The 15,167-nt window shown below is 43.3% G+C and carries 16 protein-coding genes and 1 pseudogene; 13 read left to right on the plus strand and 4 right to left on the minus strand.

Going from position 1 to position 15,167, the window contains the following annotated elements; all coding sequences use genetic code 11:
• The first annotated feature begins 19 nt into the window (after positions 1-19).
• From BK049_RS12475 to BK049_RS12485, 3 genes are all read left to right on the plus strand, one after another.
• Positions 20-325: a YunC family protein gene (locus BK049_RS12475; protein ID WP_008360466.1), complete on the plus strand. Its 306-nt coding sequence runs from the start codon at positions 20-22 to the stop codon at positions 323-325.
• Positions 326-394: 69 nt separating this feature from the next.
• Positions 395-1,165, plus strand: coding sequence for a sporulation protein YunB (gene yunB, locus BK049_RS12480; RefSeq protein ID WP_008360464.1), 771 nt, complete (start codon positions 395-397; stop codon positions 1,163-1,165).
• Between the two features lie 327 nt (positions 1,166-1,492).
• Positions 1,493-1,720: a hypothetical protein gene (locus BK049_RS12485; RefSeq protein ID WP_008360462.1), complete on the plus strand. Its 228-nt coding sequence runs from the start codon at positions 1,493-1,495 to the stop codon at positions 1,718-1,720.
• An 89-nt stretch (positions 1,721-1,809) separates the two neighbouring features.
• On the opposite strand, the gene BK049_RS12490 is transcribed toward BK049_RS12485, so the two are convergent.
• Positions 1,810-2,754 carry a M23 family metallopeptidase gene (locus BK049_RS12490; RefSeq protein WP_232532147.1) on the minus strand — a complete coding sequence of 315 codons (945 nt, stop codon included), beginning with the start codon at positions 2,752-2,754 and terminating at the stop codon, positions 1,810-1,812.
• A 325-nt stretch (positions 2,755-3,079) separates the two neighbouring features.
• On the opposite strand from BK049_RS12490, the gene lipA reads away from it, so the two are divergent.
• Positions 3,080-3,976: a lipoyl synthase gene (lipA, locus tag BK049_RS12500; RefSeq protein ID WP_008360456.1), complete on the plus strand. Its 897-nt coding sequence runs from the start codon at positions 3,080-3,082 to the stop codon at positions 3,974-3,976.
• A 39-nt stretch (positions 3,977-4,015) separates the two neighbouring features.
• Here lipA and BK049_RS12505 read toward each other — a convergent pair whose 3' ends face one another.
• Positions 4,016-4,651 (minus strand): YhcN/YlaJ family sporulation lipoprotein, encoded by a 636-nt coding sequence (locus BK049_RS12505; protein WP_071168654.1) that lies wholly within the window; start codon positions 4,649-4,651, stop codon positions 4,016-4,018.
• A 120-nt stretch (positions 4,652-4,771) separates the two neighbouring features.
• Here BK049_RS12505 and BK049_RS12510 point away from each other — a divergent pair, with 120 nt between their 5' ends.
• From BK049_RS12510 to BK049_RS12520, 3 genes are read left to right on the plus strand one after another with little or no spacing between them, the layout of a single operon-like run.
• The gene (locus BK049_RS12510; protein WP_008360452.1) at positions 4,772-5,047 is read left to right on the plus strand and encodes a YutD family protein; all 276 of its coding nucleotides are present in this window, start codon (positions 4,772-4,774) and stop codon (positions 5,045-5,047) included.
• A gap of 19 nt (positions 5,048-5,066) precedes the next feature.
• Positions 5,067-5,501 (plus strand): DUF86 domain-containing protein, encoded by a 435-nt coding sequence (locus tag BK049_RS12515; protein ID WP_008360450.1) that lies wholly within the window; start codon positions 5,067-5,069, stop codon positions 5,499-5,501.
• An 18-nt stretch (positions 5,502-5,519) separates the two neighbouring features.
• Positions 5,520-6,293, plus strand: a complete 774-nt coding sequence (locus BK049_RS12520; RefSeq protein WP_145939433.1) for a TIGR01457 family HAD-type hydrolase — start codon at positions 5,520-5,522, stop codon at positions 6,291-6,293.
• Between the two features lie 43 nt (positions 6,294-6,336).
• On the opposite strand, the gene BK049_RS12525 is transcribed toward BK049_RS12520, so the two are convergent.
• Positions 6,337-6,837, minus strand: a complete 501-nt coding sequence (locus BK049_RS12525; protein ID WP_008360446.1) for a phosphatidylglycerophosphatase A family protein — start codon at positions 6,835-6,837, stop codon at positions 6,337-6,339.
• Between the two features lie 113 nt (positions 6,838-6,950).
• Here BK049_RS12525 and yutH point away from each other — a divergent pair, with 113 nt between their 5' ends.
• From yutH to BK049_RS12555, 6 genes are all read left to right on the plus strand, one after another.
• Entirely contained in the window at positions 6,951-7,991 is a 1,041-nt protein-coding gene (gene yutH / locus BK049_RS12530; RefSeq protein ID WP_071168655.1) for a spore coat putative kinase YutH, read from the plus strand.
• Positions 7,992-8,065: 74 nt separating this feature from the next.
• Positions 8,066-9,034, plus strand: a complete 969-nt coding sequence (locus BK049_RS12535; protein WP_071168656.1) for a 2-hydroxyacid dehydrogenase — start codon at positions 8,066-8,068, stop codon at positions 9,032-9,034.
• 222 nt (positions 9,035-9,256) lie between these two features.
• Complete coding sequence (locus tag BK049_RS12540) at positions 9,257-10,558, plus strand: homoserine dehydrogenase (protein ID WP_071168657.1); 1,302 nt, start codon at positions 9,257-9,259, stop codon at positions 10,556-10,558.
• On the plus strand, positions 10,558-11,619 hold the full coding sequence (gene thrC / locus BK049_RS12545; RefSeq protein ID WP_008360439.1) for a threonine synthase: 1,062 nt from the start codon (positions 10,558-10,560) through the stop codon (positions 11,617-11,619). The genes BK049_RS12540 and thrC overlap by 1 nt, the downstream gene beginning before the upstream one ends.
• The gene (thrB, locus tag BK049_RS12550) at positions 11,616-12,548 is read left to right on the plus strand and encodes a homoserine kinase (protein WP_071168658.1); all 933 of its coding nucleotides are present in this window, start codon (positions 11,616-11,618) and stop codon (positions 12,546-12,548) included. The genes thrC and thrB overlap by 4 nt, the downstream gene beginning before the upstream one ends.
• Before the next feature lie 101 nt (positions 12,549-12,649).
• Positions 12,650-14,617, plus strand: coding sequence for an alpha/beta hydrolase family protein (locus BK049_RS12555; protein ID WP_071168659.1), 1,968 nt, complete (start codon positions 12,650-12,652; stop codon positions 14,615-14,617).
• A gap of 241 nt (positions 14,618-14,858) precedes the next feature.
• Here BK049_RS12555 and BK049_RS12560 read toward each other — a convergent pair.
• Positions 14,859-15,158 (minus strand): annotated as a pseudogene (locus BK049_RS12560) (NifU family protein).
• Between the last annotated feature and the right edge of the window lie 9 nt (positions 15,159-15,167).

Raw genomic sequence — 15,167 nt, forward strand, 5'->3', positions numbered from 1 at the left:
ATGAAGGGAGTGAAGGGATATGGTGAATTTAACACCGATTACAATTGATGGCCATTCCTTTACAGCCGTCACCGTTAAACTGCCAAAGACCAATTTCATGGCAGTGACAAATGAGCATGGATATATTATGTGCGGTGCACTTGATGTCGGGCTCTTAAATGAAAAGCTGGCAGATAGAGGAATCATCGCAGGAAGAGCGGTCGGTGTGAGAACCATCGAGCAATTGCTCGATGCACCTTTAGAATCTGTAACCTATGCCGCAGAGGCGCTCGGCATTCATGCTGGCACAATTGGAAGAGACGCATTATTAAAAATGGTGAAATAAAATAGAGAGATGATTCCTATCCCCCCGCCTGTCTGCATACACTTGTAATGGAGAAGGGGGGATTTTTTAATGAGAATGAACCGCCGTTATCGCCCCTACAAAAAGGGCCCTCTGCCATTTCGTTATGTCATGCTGCTTGCGATATTATTTTTTGTGCTCTCAACCGTCATTAGCCTATTCTTCATCAATCGTTCCATGAAACCAACCTTAATTCACATTGCTGAACTAGAAACAGAACGAATCGCCAATCACCTCATCCAATATTCTGTTCAGGATTTTGCAGATGATCAGAAGAATATGAAGGATATGGTCGTGATGAATACAAGTGAGAATGGAAAAGTAACAACCATCGACTTCAATGCGCAGGCAACATCGAAAGCAATGGCTGACCTGTCACGTCACCTTCAAAAAAACCTAGAGGAGATTGAAAAGGGGAATTTTCAAAAGGAAGCAAAAGAAGCATTAAAAGATCAAACAGACGGACATGACGGTATTATATATAATATTCCGCTCGGTCAAGTGTCCGGTAACGCACTCATTGCGAACCTAGGGCCAAAAGTACCTGTACGATTTAGTGTCATTGGTGATCCGCATACGGACGTTGAAAAAAACATCAAGCCATATGGCATTAACAATGCCTTGATAGATATTAGTGTGCTCATTGAGGTGAAGGTGAGAGTCATCATCCCGTTTGCATCTGAAACGATCGTTGTTAAAAATTCTGTTCCTGTCTCTATTCAAGCCGTTCAAGGAGATGTCCCAGATTATTATAATGGCAGCGGAACGAACTCGGGTGCTCCATCGATTGTTCTGCCAGAGAAAAAGGAGAAGGAAGATTAAAAGCCCAATGAACGAAAGCCCAATGAACGAATTGGGCTTTTTTTTGATTGATTCCATATAGGAAAGGATGTTTATGACGAAAGTTTTGTCCCTGCATCAAATCTGCATTGTTGTATAAGCATTCAATTGCCGACAGTTTGTTAATAATCACCTAATGAACCACTTGATTCCATATGGAAAACTGTGCCATGATCAATTTTAATCGTTACAGTGTCTCGCTTTTCTTGGATTGTACATCTATTTTGTATACTGATTTCTGACGACATCAATAGCAGGATTGGCTGTTCAATGACTATCGTCTGTAATGAATGTGTGAGGGGGATTTATATGAAGAAACTTTATGTGAGTGGTTGTTGTTTTTTGGTGTTTGCCATTGTATTTAGTGCTAAATATATTTCAGCATCGATATTATTAGCCAGGAGTGACAGTGTGAGTGTCGATTTATTTAGAGGTATGTTAGACATGATTCCACTGGAAGTAACAGTTGTATATCTCTTGTTTTTAATCATGGGCATTCTTTTTTTAGTTTTAGGATTGAAAGAGAAGCATAAGTAGTAACTGCTTGAGCCTGATTGTTTCCGGGGAAATTTTTATAAATAATCAAAAGGAGAAGCATGCGAAATCCGCTAAACTTCTCCTTTTATTCAACGACGTTTCCGCTCGGCTCTTTCCCATGCCCTTAAATGAGGGTAAGGATCAAACGACCATTCAGTTCGTCCGTTGTCCTTATACATGCCGTAATGTAAGTGTGGCGGGAACTTTCCTGCTGTGCCGGGAGGACCGTAACCGGAGCTTCCAACTGATCCAATAACTTGCCCGGGTTCCACAATTTGCCCAGCTTTCAGCCCTTTTGCAAAGCCATTTAAGTGAGCGAAATAATGATAATGATTATGAATATCTCGAATGCCTATCCGCCAGCCGCCAAAACGGTTCCAGCCTTTCATTTCAATCACGCCATATGATGTCGCCCGAACAGGAAGACCGTAATGAGCAAATAAATCAGTCCCTTCATGGATTCTTCTGCCTCCAAAGCCTCTCGCATCACCCCATGTACTCCTGTAGCTGTAATCAGCTCCGACTGGAAGTGGAAACGCATGTTTTCCGAGGTCAAGATGGCCGTAGTGCTTATATAGCTTCATAAAAGATGAAATGATTCCAACAGTTTGATCACGTCCATAATAGTCCCATAACGCAATTTTTAATTGGTCGATGCTACTGCCATAGTGAAGCAAATATTGAGCAAATGTGAACAGGACATCTTCATCGTTATCAATTTCAGCTTTCCCATCTCCATTTCCATCAAGCCCAATGCCGTCAAACACTTTGATGCTTAATGGAGAGGAGTCCTGCTTATTTGGGTTTTCTGGTCCAATCCACATTTCCCGGGGAATGTAGATGCCAATGATGCCTTTTTGTTTCGGTAAATCTTTTCTGCTTTTTCGTATATTCTGTTCATATTGATCAACGGCAGCAAGTACATACCAAGGAACCTGTGTTGTGATGGCGACCTTTTCGTATAATGCCATTCGCTGTTTCAGTTCATCTGTATGCTTGTTTGTCCCATGTGCATGAACTGGCATTGGATTCATTGAAAGAGCGATGATGATAGCTAAAAAGACTTTCACAAACGTCCATCTCCTTTCTTCGAGCATCATCTTCTACCGTTTAGTGTGGTTAGATCGCTATAATTCATAAGAAGAAAATGTTAGTAATTTTCTTCAGTTATTTTAGGAGGCTTATGGGTATTTTTGAAGCTCATTCCCTTGTTGTTCAATCTGTACTATGTTAAAGTGTCTAAAGAAAAGGCTTTAGGCCGAAGATTCAATTTTTTGCAGCTGCTGGCTGCATCCATCGTATATAGCAGGAAGATTTTTGTATATGCACCTTTAACGAATTCATATGGAGATGATGGAATTGGCAAAGAAGGAAGAGCACGTAAGAAAACCGGACTGGCTTAAAATTAAGCTGAATACGAATGAAAACTATACCGGTTTGAAAAAAATGATGCGGGAAAACAACCTGCATACCGTTTGTGAGGAAGCGAAATGTCCGAATATTCACGAATGCTGGGCAGTGAGAAGAACCGCTACATTTATGATCCTAGGATCAGTTTGTACGCGCGCATGCCGTTTCTGTGCGGTGAAAACCGGACTTCCAACTGAGTTAGACTTGCAAGAGCCTGAACGCGTTGCAGATTCAGTGGCTTTGATGAACCTAAAGCACGCGGTGATAACAGCGGTTGCAAGGGATGACCAAAAAGATGGCGGAGCAGGCGTATTCGCTGAAACTGTTCGTGCCATTAGAAGAAAAAGTCCATTCACAACAATTGAAGTTCTCCCTTCAGACATGGGTGGCAATTATGATAATTTGAAAACGTTAATGGATACACGCCCTGATATTTTAAATCACAATATTGAAACAGTACGCAGGTTAACGCCAAGGGTTCGTGCACGGGCTACATACGACCGTTCATTAGAATTCTTGCGTCGTGCAAAAGAAATGCAACCCGACATTCCAACGAAATCGAGCATTATGATTGGACTCGGTGAAACGAAGGAAGAAATCATTGAAGTCATGGATGATCTTCTTGCCAATAATGTCGACATCATGGCGATTGGTCAGTATTTACAGCCTTCGAAAAAGCATTTAAAAGTGCAAAAATACTACCATCCAGATGAGTTTGCAGAGCTAAAGGAAATTGCGATGTCAAAAGGCTTTAGCCACTGTGAAGCAGGGCCGCTGGTTCGATCTTCATACCATGCAGACGAACAAGTAAACGAAGCGTCTAAGAAGCGTCAGGCGCAAGCATAACAAAGAAAACGCCAGAGCTCTCTGGCGTTTTTTCTCATGTTAATTTTGGCCGTAAGGTGCGTTTCGTCTCATGGTACGATCGGAATTCGTCATGCCATTGGCGTCTTCTTTTGTTGAAATTTCTCCGCCTTGAGGGGAGTATTTCATTTGTTGAATCGTTTTGGTTAAAATTTGATCAAAATCACGTGAATTGGTTTGAAGACGTGAAAAATTGGCAATGGATTGAAAGTGCTCTGGGTTATCAGAGACGTACACGTGATAATAACGAGGGAGAACAGATACCGCTGTTTTTTTCACTTGATCGGCTGATTCATTTCGGTTTTTGTTCCCTGTTCGATACACAATGAGTGCATCCTCATCTGTGACAAGTGTGGCTGCATCTTTTATATTTGGCAGCTGTACGGCCAAACTTGTTATCACGTGGGCAAGATGCTCACGATTTAAAGCAGGTGTTTTTTCTTTCTGATCTGTTACTTGCTGCCGCTGATAACGAACATATCCGGCTCTGTTTGTGTCTGCTGCTGGCATGTTGGAATTATTTCCTTCATGACGATCAGACAGGCGGATGGTTTTACTTGAAGAATCTTCATCCACTTGCCGGTTCATGCCTGATTGAAAGCCGCACCCGCCTAAAAGCATGCTGAGGAGAACCGCGGCTGTCAGTTGTTTCTTCATAAATGTGACCTCCTTTTTCCTTTAGCTTCGGCTAAATCGGAAAAAACATGCTTTAGCAATTGATGGAGTTGTTCCAATGAATTATCATTAAAGGTGGATCGTTTAAAAAGAGGTGAGAAGATGATCGTCGTTCAGAATGCTACCTTTGATCTTGTAAGAGAGATCAAAGACGGCTTTGATGAGGAAGCGTTTAAAGCAAGGTACTCAGATATTTTAAATAAGTATGATTATATTGTGGGGGATTGGGGCTATAATCAGCTGAGACTGAAGGGGTTCTTTGATGACCAAAACCAAAAGGCCACATTCGATACAAAAATCAGCACACTCGATGAATACATTTATGAATACTGTAATTTTGGCTGTGCCTATTTTGTCTTAAAACGAATCAGAAAATAACGCAAAGGGGAGCGTCATGATGTATTTCGTAGACAGAAAGAAGATTGAAGAGACATTACGTTTTTTCGAGGAGCAATATGATTTGATGAGAAGTCATCAAACATGGACAAGTCCTTTAGAAAAAAAAGCGCTGGAACGAATCGTTCATTTGCTCGTCGAATGTATTCTTGATACAGGAAATGATATGATTGACGGCTTTATCATGCGGGATCCAGGAAGCTATGATGACATCATGGATATTCTTGTTGATGAAAAGGTCGTACCAACAGAAGAAGGCACTCAGCTGAAAAAGCTTGTCTCGTGCCGCAAAACACTTGTTCAGCAATATCAGGAAGTGGTTCATCACGACTTGTTGCAGGTGATCAGCGAGGTAGAACAGTCGCTTCAAGTTTTCCCACGCCGAATTCGTACCTATTTGGAGCAGGAGCTTGGACCAGTATCAGCGTTTAAATAAATCATTGGAGTTGTGAACATCATGAAATACAAAGGCTATTTAATTGATTTAGACGGAACGATGTATAAAGGAACAGAAAAAATCGAAGAGGCGGGTCAATTTGTTCATAAGTTAAATGAGCTGAACATCCCTTATTTGTTTGTAACAAATAACTCTTCACGCACCCCAAAGCAGGTAGCAGAAAAACTTGTTTCATTCGATATTCCAGCAACGGAAGAACAAGTCTTTACAACAAGTATGGCGACGGCAAATTATATTGCAGAACAAAAGAAAGATGCCTCGGTGTATGTGATCGGCGAAGAAGGGATCAAGCAGGCCATTGAAGAAAAAGGCCTGTCGTTTGCTCAAGAAGATGCTGATTTCGTTGTCGTTGGAATAGACCGAGGCATTACATATGAAAAACTAGCGGTAGGCGCTATTGCAATCCGTCAAGGCGCACAATTTGTCTCGACAAATGGAGATATTGCCATTCCAACAGAAAGAGGGCTGTTACCTGGAAATGGCTCATTAACCTCTGTGCTGACGGTTACAACAACGGTTCAGCCAACATTTATCGGAAAACCAGAGTCTATCATTATGGAGCAAGCTATGCGGGTGCTCGGGACAGATGTGTCTGAGACGCTCATGGTGGGCGATAATTATGATACCGATATTATGGCAGGAATGAATGCAGGGATGGATACACTCCTCGTCCATACAGGCGTGACGACAAAAGAGCTGCTTCAGCAGGTTGAAAGGCAGCCAACCTATGTGATTGATTCATTATCTGAGTGGATCGAGCGATTATCATAATGCAAAAGAGGACAAGCGTTAGACGCGCGTCCTCTTTTTTCTTTTACTCTGCATTTCTCGCACTATGTGCCAATCTGCTTGATGCTGCCGCTGCGATGGCGCCGACAATGTCATCTAAAAACGTGTGGCATTCGCCGGTGGACTTATCATTGAGCTTGCCGAGAATCCCTGGTTTTTCTTTATCGATATATCCGTAATTCGTAAAGCCGATGGATCCATAAATATTGACGATGGCAAAGGACAAAATTTCATCAACCCCATACAGGCTTTCATCTGTTGCAAGAATGGATTGCAGCGGCTCCGTCAGCTTTTTTTGTTCAGCGAGAACATCTAATTCCACACCTGTTAAAATGGCATTTTGGACTTCACGTTTTGCGATGACACGTTCCACATTGTGGATACACTCTGTCATGTCTAAGCCAGGATGATACTTTTCCTGTAAAAAGAAGACAAGGTCTGCTATATCTTGAATGGTTACGCCTCGTTCTTGTAAACGGCGTCTTGCTGTTTTTTCTACTTCGTTCATCTCATGATGATGCGGCATGTTCCTCACCCAATCCTCGTAATTTGTCCACAACGTGTTAAAAAGCTTCGGATAGTAAATAGTATTCATAAATCCCTCAACCTGCGACTACGATATGATAAGAGACTGATCATATGAACGCAGGTGAAAACATGAAAGAAACCATTTATCACACATTTGGTATTGATGTTCGTCAATTTATGCCATATGGCAGTTATCAGAGCTTTCAAACGGCGAACGCTCTCTTCCTCATTGTTCCCGTGTCTCATTTGCGAGAAGAAGAACTCACAGAGCTTTATCATATCAGTCAGTATTTACTGAATAACGGTGACCCATACGTCGCCGTGTTTGAATTAACGAATGAAGAAAAACCGACCTTTACCCATGGAAAAGAGCTGTACGCTTTATTAAAGGCCGCGCCGCCGATCACAAGCCGCTCGTTTCAGCCTGCGTCAGAGCTGGCGGCCTTTCATGTGAGGGGAAGAGGGTTTCCCTATGAGGTATCTGAAACAAAACGTGTGGGGGCCTGGAAGGAATTGTGGGCAAAACGGTTAGATCAGCTTGAAGGCTTCTGGATGCAGCAAATGCATCACAAGCCGCTGGAACGATTTGAGAAAAAATTCATTGAATCCTTTCCGTATTATCTTGGATTAACGGAAAATGCCATTCAATATTTAGTGGATACAGAGCTTGATGATGAACCGAAAGAATGTGACTCGGGTACTGTTTGTCACCAGCGCTTTTCACGTATGACTTGGCCGAATGAGCAGCCGCTTCGGTTACCTGTTGATTGGGTATTTGACCATCCAACAAGAGATATCGCAGAATTTTTGAGAGAGACCTTTGTGCAGCATAAAGAGGATTTAATTGAAGAGGGATTTTCCTTTTTGCAGCAATATGAGCAGGTCACCCCACTTTCATCATTTTCAAAGCGTTTATTATATAGTCGCCTCTTGTTCCCGCTTCACTATTTCGAAATTGTTGAGGGCTACTATATGTCAGGCGAAAATGAGAAATCCTATTATGAGCAGCGATTAGATTATGTCTTAAATGATGCCAGCCGCTATGAATATTTTCTCAAGGTCTTTCAAGAAATGAGTGCTATGAGAAGCGGCGGCAATCTCATTCCGCCTGTTGGGTGGATTCATCAATCCGCTGAGTTGAAGTTTCAGTGAACAGACGAAACGTCTCTTTTCTCTTGAGGCGTTTTTCGTTATGCTTAAAGAAATCAATCAAAGGAGTGTTCTTCTTGTCTAAACCTTATGTTTATATCACAAGAAAGCTAGATGAAACAACACTTACACCATTAAAAGAAGCCGCTCATATCGAGATGTGGCCGCACGACGATGAGCCATGTCCAAGAGAAGAGTTAGTGAAACAAGCCGCAAAGGCCGATGGGCTTTTAACCATGCTATCAGATCAAGTAGATGAGGCGCTTTTATCACATGCTCCAAACCTAAAAGTGGTCGCGAATCTTGCTGTTGGCTACGACAATATTGATCTTGAAGCAGCTAAAAAGCGCGGGATCACTGTATGTCATACACCGGATGTATTAACAGAATCCACGGCCGATTTAGCCTTTGCTCTTCTGATGGCATCAGCTAGACGGATTGTCGAGGCGAGTGATTGGATTAAGGAAGGAAAATGGACAGGCTGGGGACCGCTTCTTCTTGCCGGTGCGGATGTTCATCACAAAACCCTCGGAATTGTCGGAATGGGAAGCATTGGAACAGCTCTTGCCAAACGGGCCGCAGGCTTTGAGATGAAGGTACTTTATCATAATCGTTCAAGAAAGCCAGAAGCAGAAGCGCGGCTAGGTGTGACCTATGCCACATTTGATGAGCTGCTGACGCAGTCTGATTTCATCGTTTGCCTGACGCCTTTAACCCCGGAAACAAAAGAAATGTTCAATAAGAAAGCATTTGATCAGATGAAGAACACAGCTTACTTCATCAACGTTTCCAGAGGGCAGACTGTGGACGAGGATGCTTTATATGAAGCTGTTACGACAGGAAAAATTGCAGGAGCAGGTCTGGATGTATTTAGCAAGGAGCCTGTCAGCCCTGATCACCCGTTAACGACATTACCAAACGTTACGGTCCTTCCTCATATCGGAAGCGCAAGTGTCGAAACGAGAAAAAAGATGATGCATTTATGTGCTGAAAACATAGCGCTTGTCCTGCAAAATCAACAAGCCAAAACGCCGGTTCAGGCGTAATGGAAAGCTTCTCTGCTTCGGAAGCTTTTCTCACAAAAATATTTCGAAAATATAGAATCTTGATATAAATAGCTGTTAAGCGGTTTCATTCTCATATTCTCTTATTTTATTACCTTGTCAAAATGAGGATACCCCTTTATAATGTGTGTACATTGAATGTCTGTGTTAGGTTAACAAATGTCCTCTGCATGAGGACATTTACGAGGAAAGGTGGAATTTCAGGTGAAGGCAATTCGAGTGGGACTACTAGGATTAGGAACAGTGGGGAGCGGTGTCGTTAAGATTATTCAAGATCATCAGGATAAATTAATGCACCAGATCGGCTGTCCGGTATTAATACAAAAAGTGCTTGTGAGCAATCCCAATAAAAAAAGAGATGTGGATGTCGCAAGAGAGGTCTTCACAACTGAAGTATACGATGTGATTCGAGATCCAGAGATCGACGTCATTATTGAAGTGATGGGCGGCATTGAAGAGACAAAACAATATTTAATAGATGCGTTAAATGAGAAAAAACATGTCATTACAGCCAATAAAGATTTAATGGCGCTATATGGCACAGAGCTTTTACATGTAGCAAAAGAAAACGGCTGTGACCTTTACTATGAAGCAAGTGTGGCAGGTGGGATTCCCATTTTGCGTACACTGGAGGAAGGATTAGCCTCTGACCGCATCACAAAGATGATGGGCATCGTGAACGGCACAACCAATTTTATTTTAACGAAAATGAATGTCGATAAAAGTGCATATGAGGATGTCTTAAAAGAAGCGCAAGAGCTTGGCTTTGCAGAATCAGACCCGACAGCTGATGTAGAAGGGCTGGATGCAGCAAGGAAGATGGCCATCCTGGCAAGACTCGGTTTTTCCATGAATGTGGATTTAGAGGATGTGAAGGTCAAAGGTATTTCTGACATCTCTGATGAGGACATTAGTTTCAGTAAACGATTTGGCTATACAATGAAGCTGATTGGTATTGCCCAGCGGGACGGAGAGAAAGTGGAGGTCAGTGTACAGCCAACCTTACTCCCTGATCATCATCCACTATCATCCGTCAACAATGAATTTAATGCCGTGTATGTCTACGGAAGTGCTGTCGGAGAAACGATGTTTTACGGACCTGGGGCAGGAAGCCTGCCAACGGCAACAGCTGTTGTATCTGACTTAGTCGCAGTCATGAAAAACATGCGTCTTGGCGTAAATGGCAGTGGCTTTATTGCACCACAATTTGAGAAGAAAATTAAGGCATCATCTGAAGTATTTGCTCAGCAATTTTTAAGAATTCATGTGAGAGATCAAGTCGGTGCTTTCTCCCGCATTACATCTATTTTTTCTGAAAGAGGCATCAGCTTTGAAAAGATCCTTCAGCTTCCTGTGAAAGGGCATGATGAGCTGGCTGAAATCGTCATTATTACACATCAGACGTCAGAAGAAGATTTCGCGAATATCCTGCAAACATTAAACGATCTCGACGTGGTGGTTCAAGTGAAAAGCACGTACCGAGTAGAAGGGAACGGTTTAAGCTGATGAAGTGGAATGGACTCATTGAAGAATTTCAAGAATTCTTACCAGTAAACGAACACACACCAAAACTAACATTAAATGAAGGGAATACACCGCTGATCCACCTCGCCAAGCTTTCGGAAAAGCTGGGGATTGAGCTGCATGTGAAAACAGAAGGCGTCAATCCAACGGGTTCTTTTAAGGACCGCGGGATGGTCATGGCTGTTGCCAAGGCAAAAGAAGAAGGCAATGATACGGTTATGTGTGCTTCAACAGGGAATACGTCTGCAGCAGCGGCGGCTTATGCAGCTCGCGCTGATATGAAATGTATCGTCATCATTCCAGATGGGAAAATTGCCTTTGGTAAGCTGGCACAGGCGGTCATGTACGGAGCAGAAATCATTGCCATTGACGGCAACTTTGATGATGCGCTGAAAATTGTTCGCAGCATCTGTGAAAAAGCACCCATCGCCCTCGTTAACTCCGTCAATCCATACCGTATTGAAGGACAAAAGACAGCAGCATTTGAAATTTGTGAGCAGCTAGGCTCTGCGCCAGACGTATTAGCGATTCCTGTTGGAAATGCAGGGAATATCACAGCGTACTGGAAAGGCTTCAAAGAATATCATGAGAAAAAAGGCACTGGACTGCCAGTCATGCGCGGTTTTGAAGCAGAAGGTGCAGCAGCCATCGTTCGAAATGAAGTGATCGAGCAGCCAGAAACAGTCGCAACGGCCATTCGTATCGGAAATCCAGCGAGCTGGAAGCAAGCTGTAGCAGCGGCAAATGAATCAAACGGAAAAATTGATGAAGTAACAGACGAGGAAATTCTTCATGCGTATCAATTGATCGCACGTGAAGAAGGTGTGTTTGCAGAGCCGGGATCATGTGCATCAATTGCGGGCGTACTCAAGCAAGTGAAATCTGGAGAAATTAAGCCAGGTAGTAAAGTCGTCGCTGTACTGACAGGAAACGGATTAAAAGATCCGAATACGGCGATTGATATTTCGCACATCAAGCCGGTCACACTGGATGCAGATGAAGATCAAATTCTCGAACATTTAGAAAAGGCCGCACGCGTATGAGTGGAGCCTCCATGCTTTTTTCCATCACAGTACCGGGAAGCACTGCCAATTTAGGACCAGGCTTTGATTCAGTCGGAATGGCGCTCAGCCGCTATTTAAAGCTATCGGTCTATGACCATGATAGCTGGCTGTTTGAAGCAGAAACAGATGTCGTGTCTGGTATTCCATCAGGCACCGATAACCTGATTTATCAAACAGCCAAAAAGGTTGCAGATGACTTTGGAAAAACACTCCCGTCTGTTCATGTCAAAGTGTGGAGTGATATTCCATTGGCAAGGGGGCTGGGCAGCAGTGCTGCCGCCATCGTGGCCGCCATTGAGCTTGCCAATCAGCTGCTTGAATTAAATATGACCGATGATCAGAAGCTCTTTTTTGCAAGTGAGGTAGAAGGTCATCCAGATAATGCTGGTGCCTCATTATTCGGTGGTTTACTCATTGGCCTTCATGAAGAAGACAAGACCCATGCCGTTAAAGTGCAGCATGTGGATGTAGATGTTGTCGTTGTGATTCCTTTTTACGAGGTGCTCACAAAGGATGCCCGTGATGTCCTGCCAGAGGATTTTTCTTATAAACAGGCTGTGAGCGCGAGTGCTGTAAGTAACGTCCTTGTCGCCGCCTTAATGACGCAGAACTGGCCGCTTGTAGGGGAAATGATGAACAAAGATTTATTTCATCAGCCTTACCGCAAAATGCTTGTTCCAGAACTGTCAAAGGTGGAGCACGTTGCTTCATTAAAAGGAGCGTATGGAACTGCACTAAGCGGTGCTGGGCCGACCATTTTAACATTAGTGGAAAAAGGGAAGGGAGAAGCACTGAAAAAGCAGCTTGCCCAAAATTTCCCGCATTGCGAAGTAGATGTGCTGACGGTGCCGGCAGAAGGTGTCGTCGTGGAGCATCACTCTGTGAATCAAGTAAAGAACGTGCTGTGAAGACGCACGTTCTTTTTTATCCTTGTTTTTCAGAAGAAAAGCAGGGATGATTATTTAGAGAAGCGAACTATTTTTTATACATAAAAGGGGGAGATCTATTGATGAAGAAATTGATCACAGCCGAGGACTTAACGAAAATCGTGTCCGTTTCTCATCCGGTCTATTCACCAGACGGCAAAAAGGCTGTGTTTACAAAGGTAACGGTGAATGAAAAAAAGGATGATTACAATATTCATTTATGGGTGCGAGATGAAGAGACAGGGGAGCTGTCTCAATGGACATTTGATGATGGAAAGCACCATCAGCCGGCATGGTCAAAAGACGGGAAGCAGCTAGCCTTTATTTTGCAGAAGCCAAAAGAAGTCCCTCAGCTCGCACTCATCAACAGCCGAGGGGGCGGCGTGCGCACATTGACGAAGATTCCATACGGGGTATCACATCCTGTATTTTCGCCTGACGGGGATTTTATTTATGCGGCAGTATCATTAAAACAAACAGAATCAGTTCATGATGAAAAAATGGAAGAGCGAGATGACTTTGCTCCGGCGGTATATGATGATTTGACTTATAAAGCAGATGGAAGAGGCTTTTTAGATGGACGTCTGACGCAAATTGTACAAGTCGATGTGCGTTCAGGAGAGGTAGAGACTGTCACGAGTGAGCCGTATCATCATGTGAATCATGTCGTCTCTCCGTGCGGGAAGTGGCTCGCCTATATTCAATCAAACCCTCAGACGTTTTACATCAGTGACATCTGTCTCCTTTCATTAGAGGAAGGTACATCCAAGAAAATCACCCAATCAACAGGTGTTTACTCGACCGTATCATTTTCTCCAAATGGAGAAAGCCTTTTGTACATTGGACACGAACGTGAATTCCAAAATGCAACCTTCCCATCATTGTGGCTGCATGACCTGAAGGAGAAAAAGACCGTTCAATTGTCAGAAATGCTCGATATGTATGTAGGAAACTGTATGGCAGGGGATAGTGTCATGGGTGAAGCCAATCAGCTTCCGCAGTGGACAAAGGATAGTCAGGGGGTTTATGTGCTTGTTTCTGATCAAGGAAGTACCGGGATTTATTATTTCTCCACTGAAGGCTTAGCCTATCCAGTTCGGCTAGAGGCAGAACACATCACGAACTTCAGCCTTCATCCAAATGAATCAAAAATGCTGATCAGCCGCCTTTCACCTGTCTCACCTAGTGAGCTATATGAGCTGACTTTGGGGGAGTCTTCACTCAAGCAAATCACGTTTGAGCATGATGACTTTCTAAAGGAACATGTCATATCCGAACCAGAACCATTTTCTTTCCAATCGAAAGAGGGAGATGATGTACATGGCTGGTTCATGAAGCCTTCACAGATGGAAGAGGGAAAGAAATATCCACTTATTTTAGAAATTCATGGCGGGCCGCATGCGATGTACGGTCATACATATTTTCATGAATTCCAAATGCTCGCTGCTGAAGGGTATGCGATTGTGTACATCAATCCTCATGGGAGTCATGGGTACGGACAGATGTTTACTGATCGTGTGAGAGGCAGCTATGGTGACGTTGATTATGAGGATGTCATGCTCGCTGTTGATGATGTGCTCGAAGCCTATGATTTCCTTGATGAAACAAGGCTCGGGGTGACAGGTGGCAGCTATGGCGGTTTTATGACCAACTGGATTGTCGGACAGACCGACCGCTTCCGTGCAGCCGTCACACAGCGGTCCATCTCGAACTGGATTAGCTTTTATGGTATTAGTGATATCGGCTATTTCTTTACAAAATGGCAAGTTGATGGGGATATTTATGATTCGGTTGATAAGCTATGGGATCGTTCGCCGCTAAAGTATGTGAAACAGGTGAAGACACCGCTTCTGATCCTGCACAGTGACGAAGATTATCGCTGCCCAGTCGATCAAGGAGAACAGCTTTTTGTGGCATTGAAGGAGCTAGGGAAAGACACGAGGTTAGTCAAATTCCCGAAGGCATCCCATGATTTATCCAGAAGCGGCCATCCGGGTCAGCGTATCCAAAGACTGACCTTTATCAAGGAATGGTTTAGAGAGAAGTTATAAAAAGAACGACCCAAATCGGGTCGTTTCAGCGTGAAGACAAACCCTCGCATTCTTTGTCAGTCCTGCGTGCCGGTGCTCACGAATGTTAAATTCGCTCCGCGCCGGTACTCGTCCTTCCTAGACTGCAAAGGTTTTCAGGTCACGCTGAAAAGAAGACAAAGGGCTAAAATAAAGATCATTTTAGCCCTTTGTCAACAATCTGAAACGACCCAAATCGGGTCGTTTTCATGTCATATATAAATTAGAAAACCTGTTCAACTTCTACAACGCCAGGTACTTCTTCTAATAATGCGCGCTCAATACCGGCTTTTAATGTAATGGTTGAACTTGGGCAGCTGCCGCATGCACCAAGAAGACGTAATTTCACAATGCCATCTTCAATGTCTACAAGCTCACAGTCTCCACCATCACGTAATAGAAATGGACGAAGTTTGTCCAGTACTTCCTGTACTTGGTCTTTCATTTCGACTTCAGTCATTAGATATAATCGCTCCTTTCACAACATATCACCATTATATTCATCTGGACGATAAAAATCTATTGATTGGTT

Origin of the sequence: Bacillus xiamenensis, assembly GCF_001857925.1 — a bacterium.
Classification (GTDB): domain Bacteria; phylum Bacillota; class Bacilli; order Bacillales; family Bacillaceae; genus Bacillus; species Bacillus xiamenensis.

Coding starts and splice junctions, on each gene's coding strand:
- thrC (WP_008360439.1), top strand. CDS start 10,558: ATGAAGTGGAATGGACTCATTGAAGAATTTCAAGAATTCTTACCAGTA.
- BK049_RS12505 (WP_071168654.1), bottom strand. CDS start 4,651: ATGAAGAAACAACTGACAGCCGCGGTTCTCCTCAGCATGCTTTTAGGC.
- BK049_RS12490 (WP_232532147.1), bottom strand. CDS start 2,754: ATGAATCCAATGCCAGTTCATGCACATGGGACAAACAAGCATACAGAT.
- yutH (WP_071168655.1), top strand. CDS start 6,951: ATGAACGCAGGTGAAAACATGAAAGAAACCATTTATCACACATTTGGT.
- BK049_RS12555 (WP_071168659.1), top strand. CDS start 12,650: ATGAAGAAATTGATCACAGCCGAGGACTTAACGAAAATCGTGTCCGTT.
- BK049_RS12515 (WP_008360450.1), top strand. CDS start 5,067: ATGTATTTCGTAGACAGAAAGAAGATTGAAGAGACATTACGTTTTTTC.
- BK049_RS12525 (WP_008360446.1), bottom strand. CDS start 6,837: ATGCCGCATCATCATGAGATGAACGAAGTAGAAAAAACAGCAAGACGC.
- BK049_RS12475 (WP_008360466.1), top strand. CDS start 20: ATGGTGAATTTAACACCGATTACAATTGATGGCCATTCCTTTACAGCC.
- yunB (WP_008360464.1), top strand. CDS start 395: ATGAGAATGAACCGCCGTTATCGCCCCTACAAAAAGGGCCCTCTGCCA.
- thrB (WP_071168658.1), top strand. CDS start 11,616: ATGAGTGGAGCCTCCATGCTTTTTTCCATCACAGTACCGGGAAGCACT.
- BK049_RS12510 (WP_008360452.1), top strand. CDS start 4,772: ATGATCGTCGTTCAGAATGCTACCTTTGATCTTGTAAGAGAGATCAAA.
- BK049_RS12485 (WP_008360462.1), top strand. CDS start 1,493: ATGAAGAAACTTTATGTGAGTGGTTGTTGTTTTTTGGTGTTTGCCATT.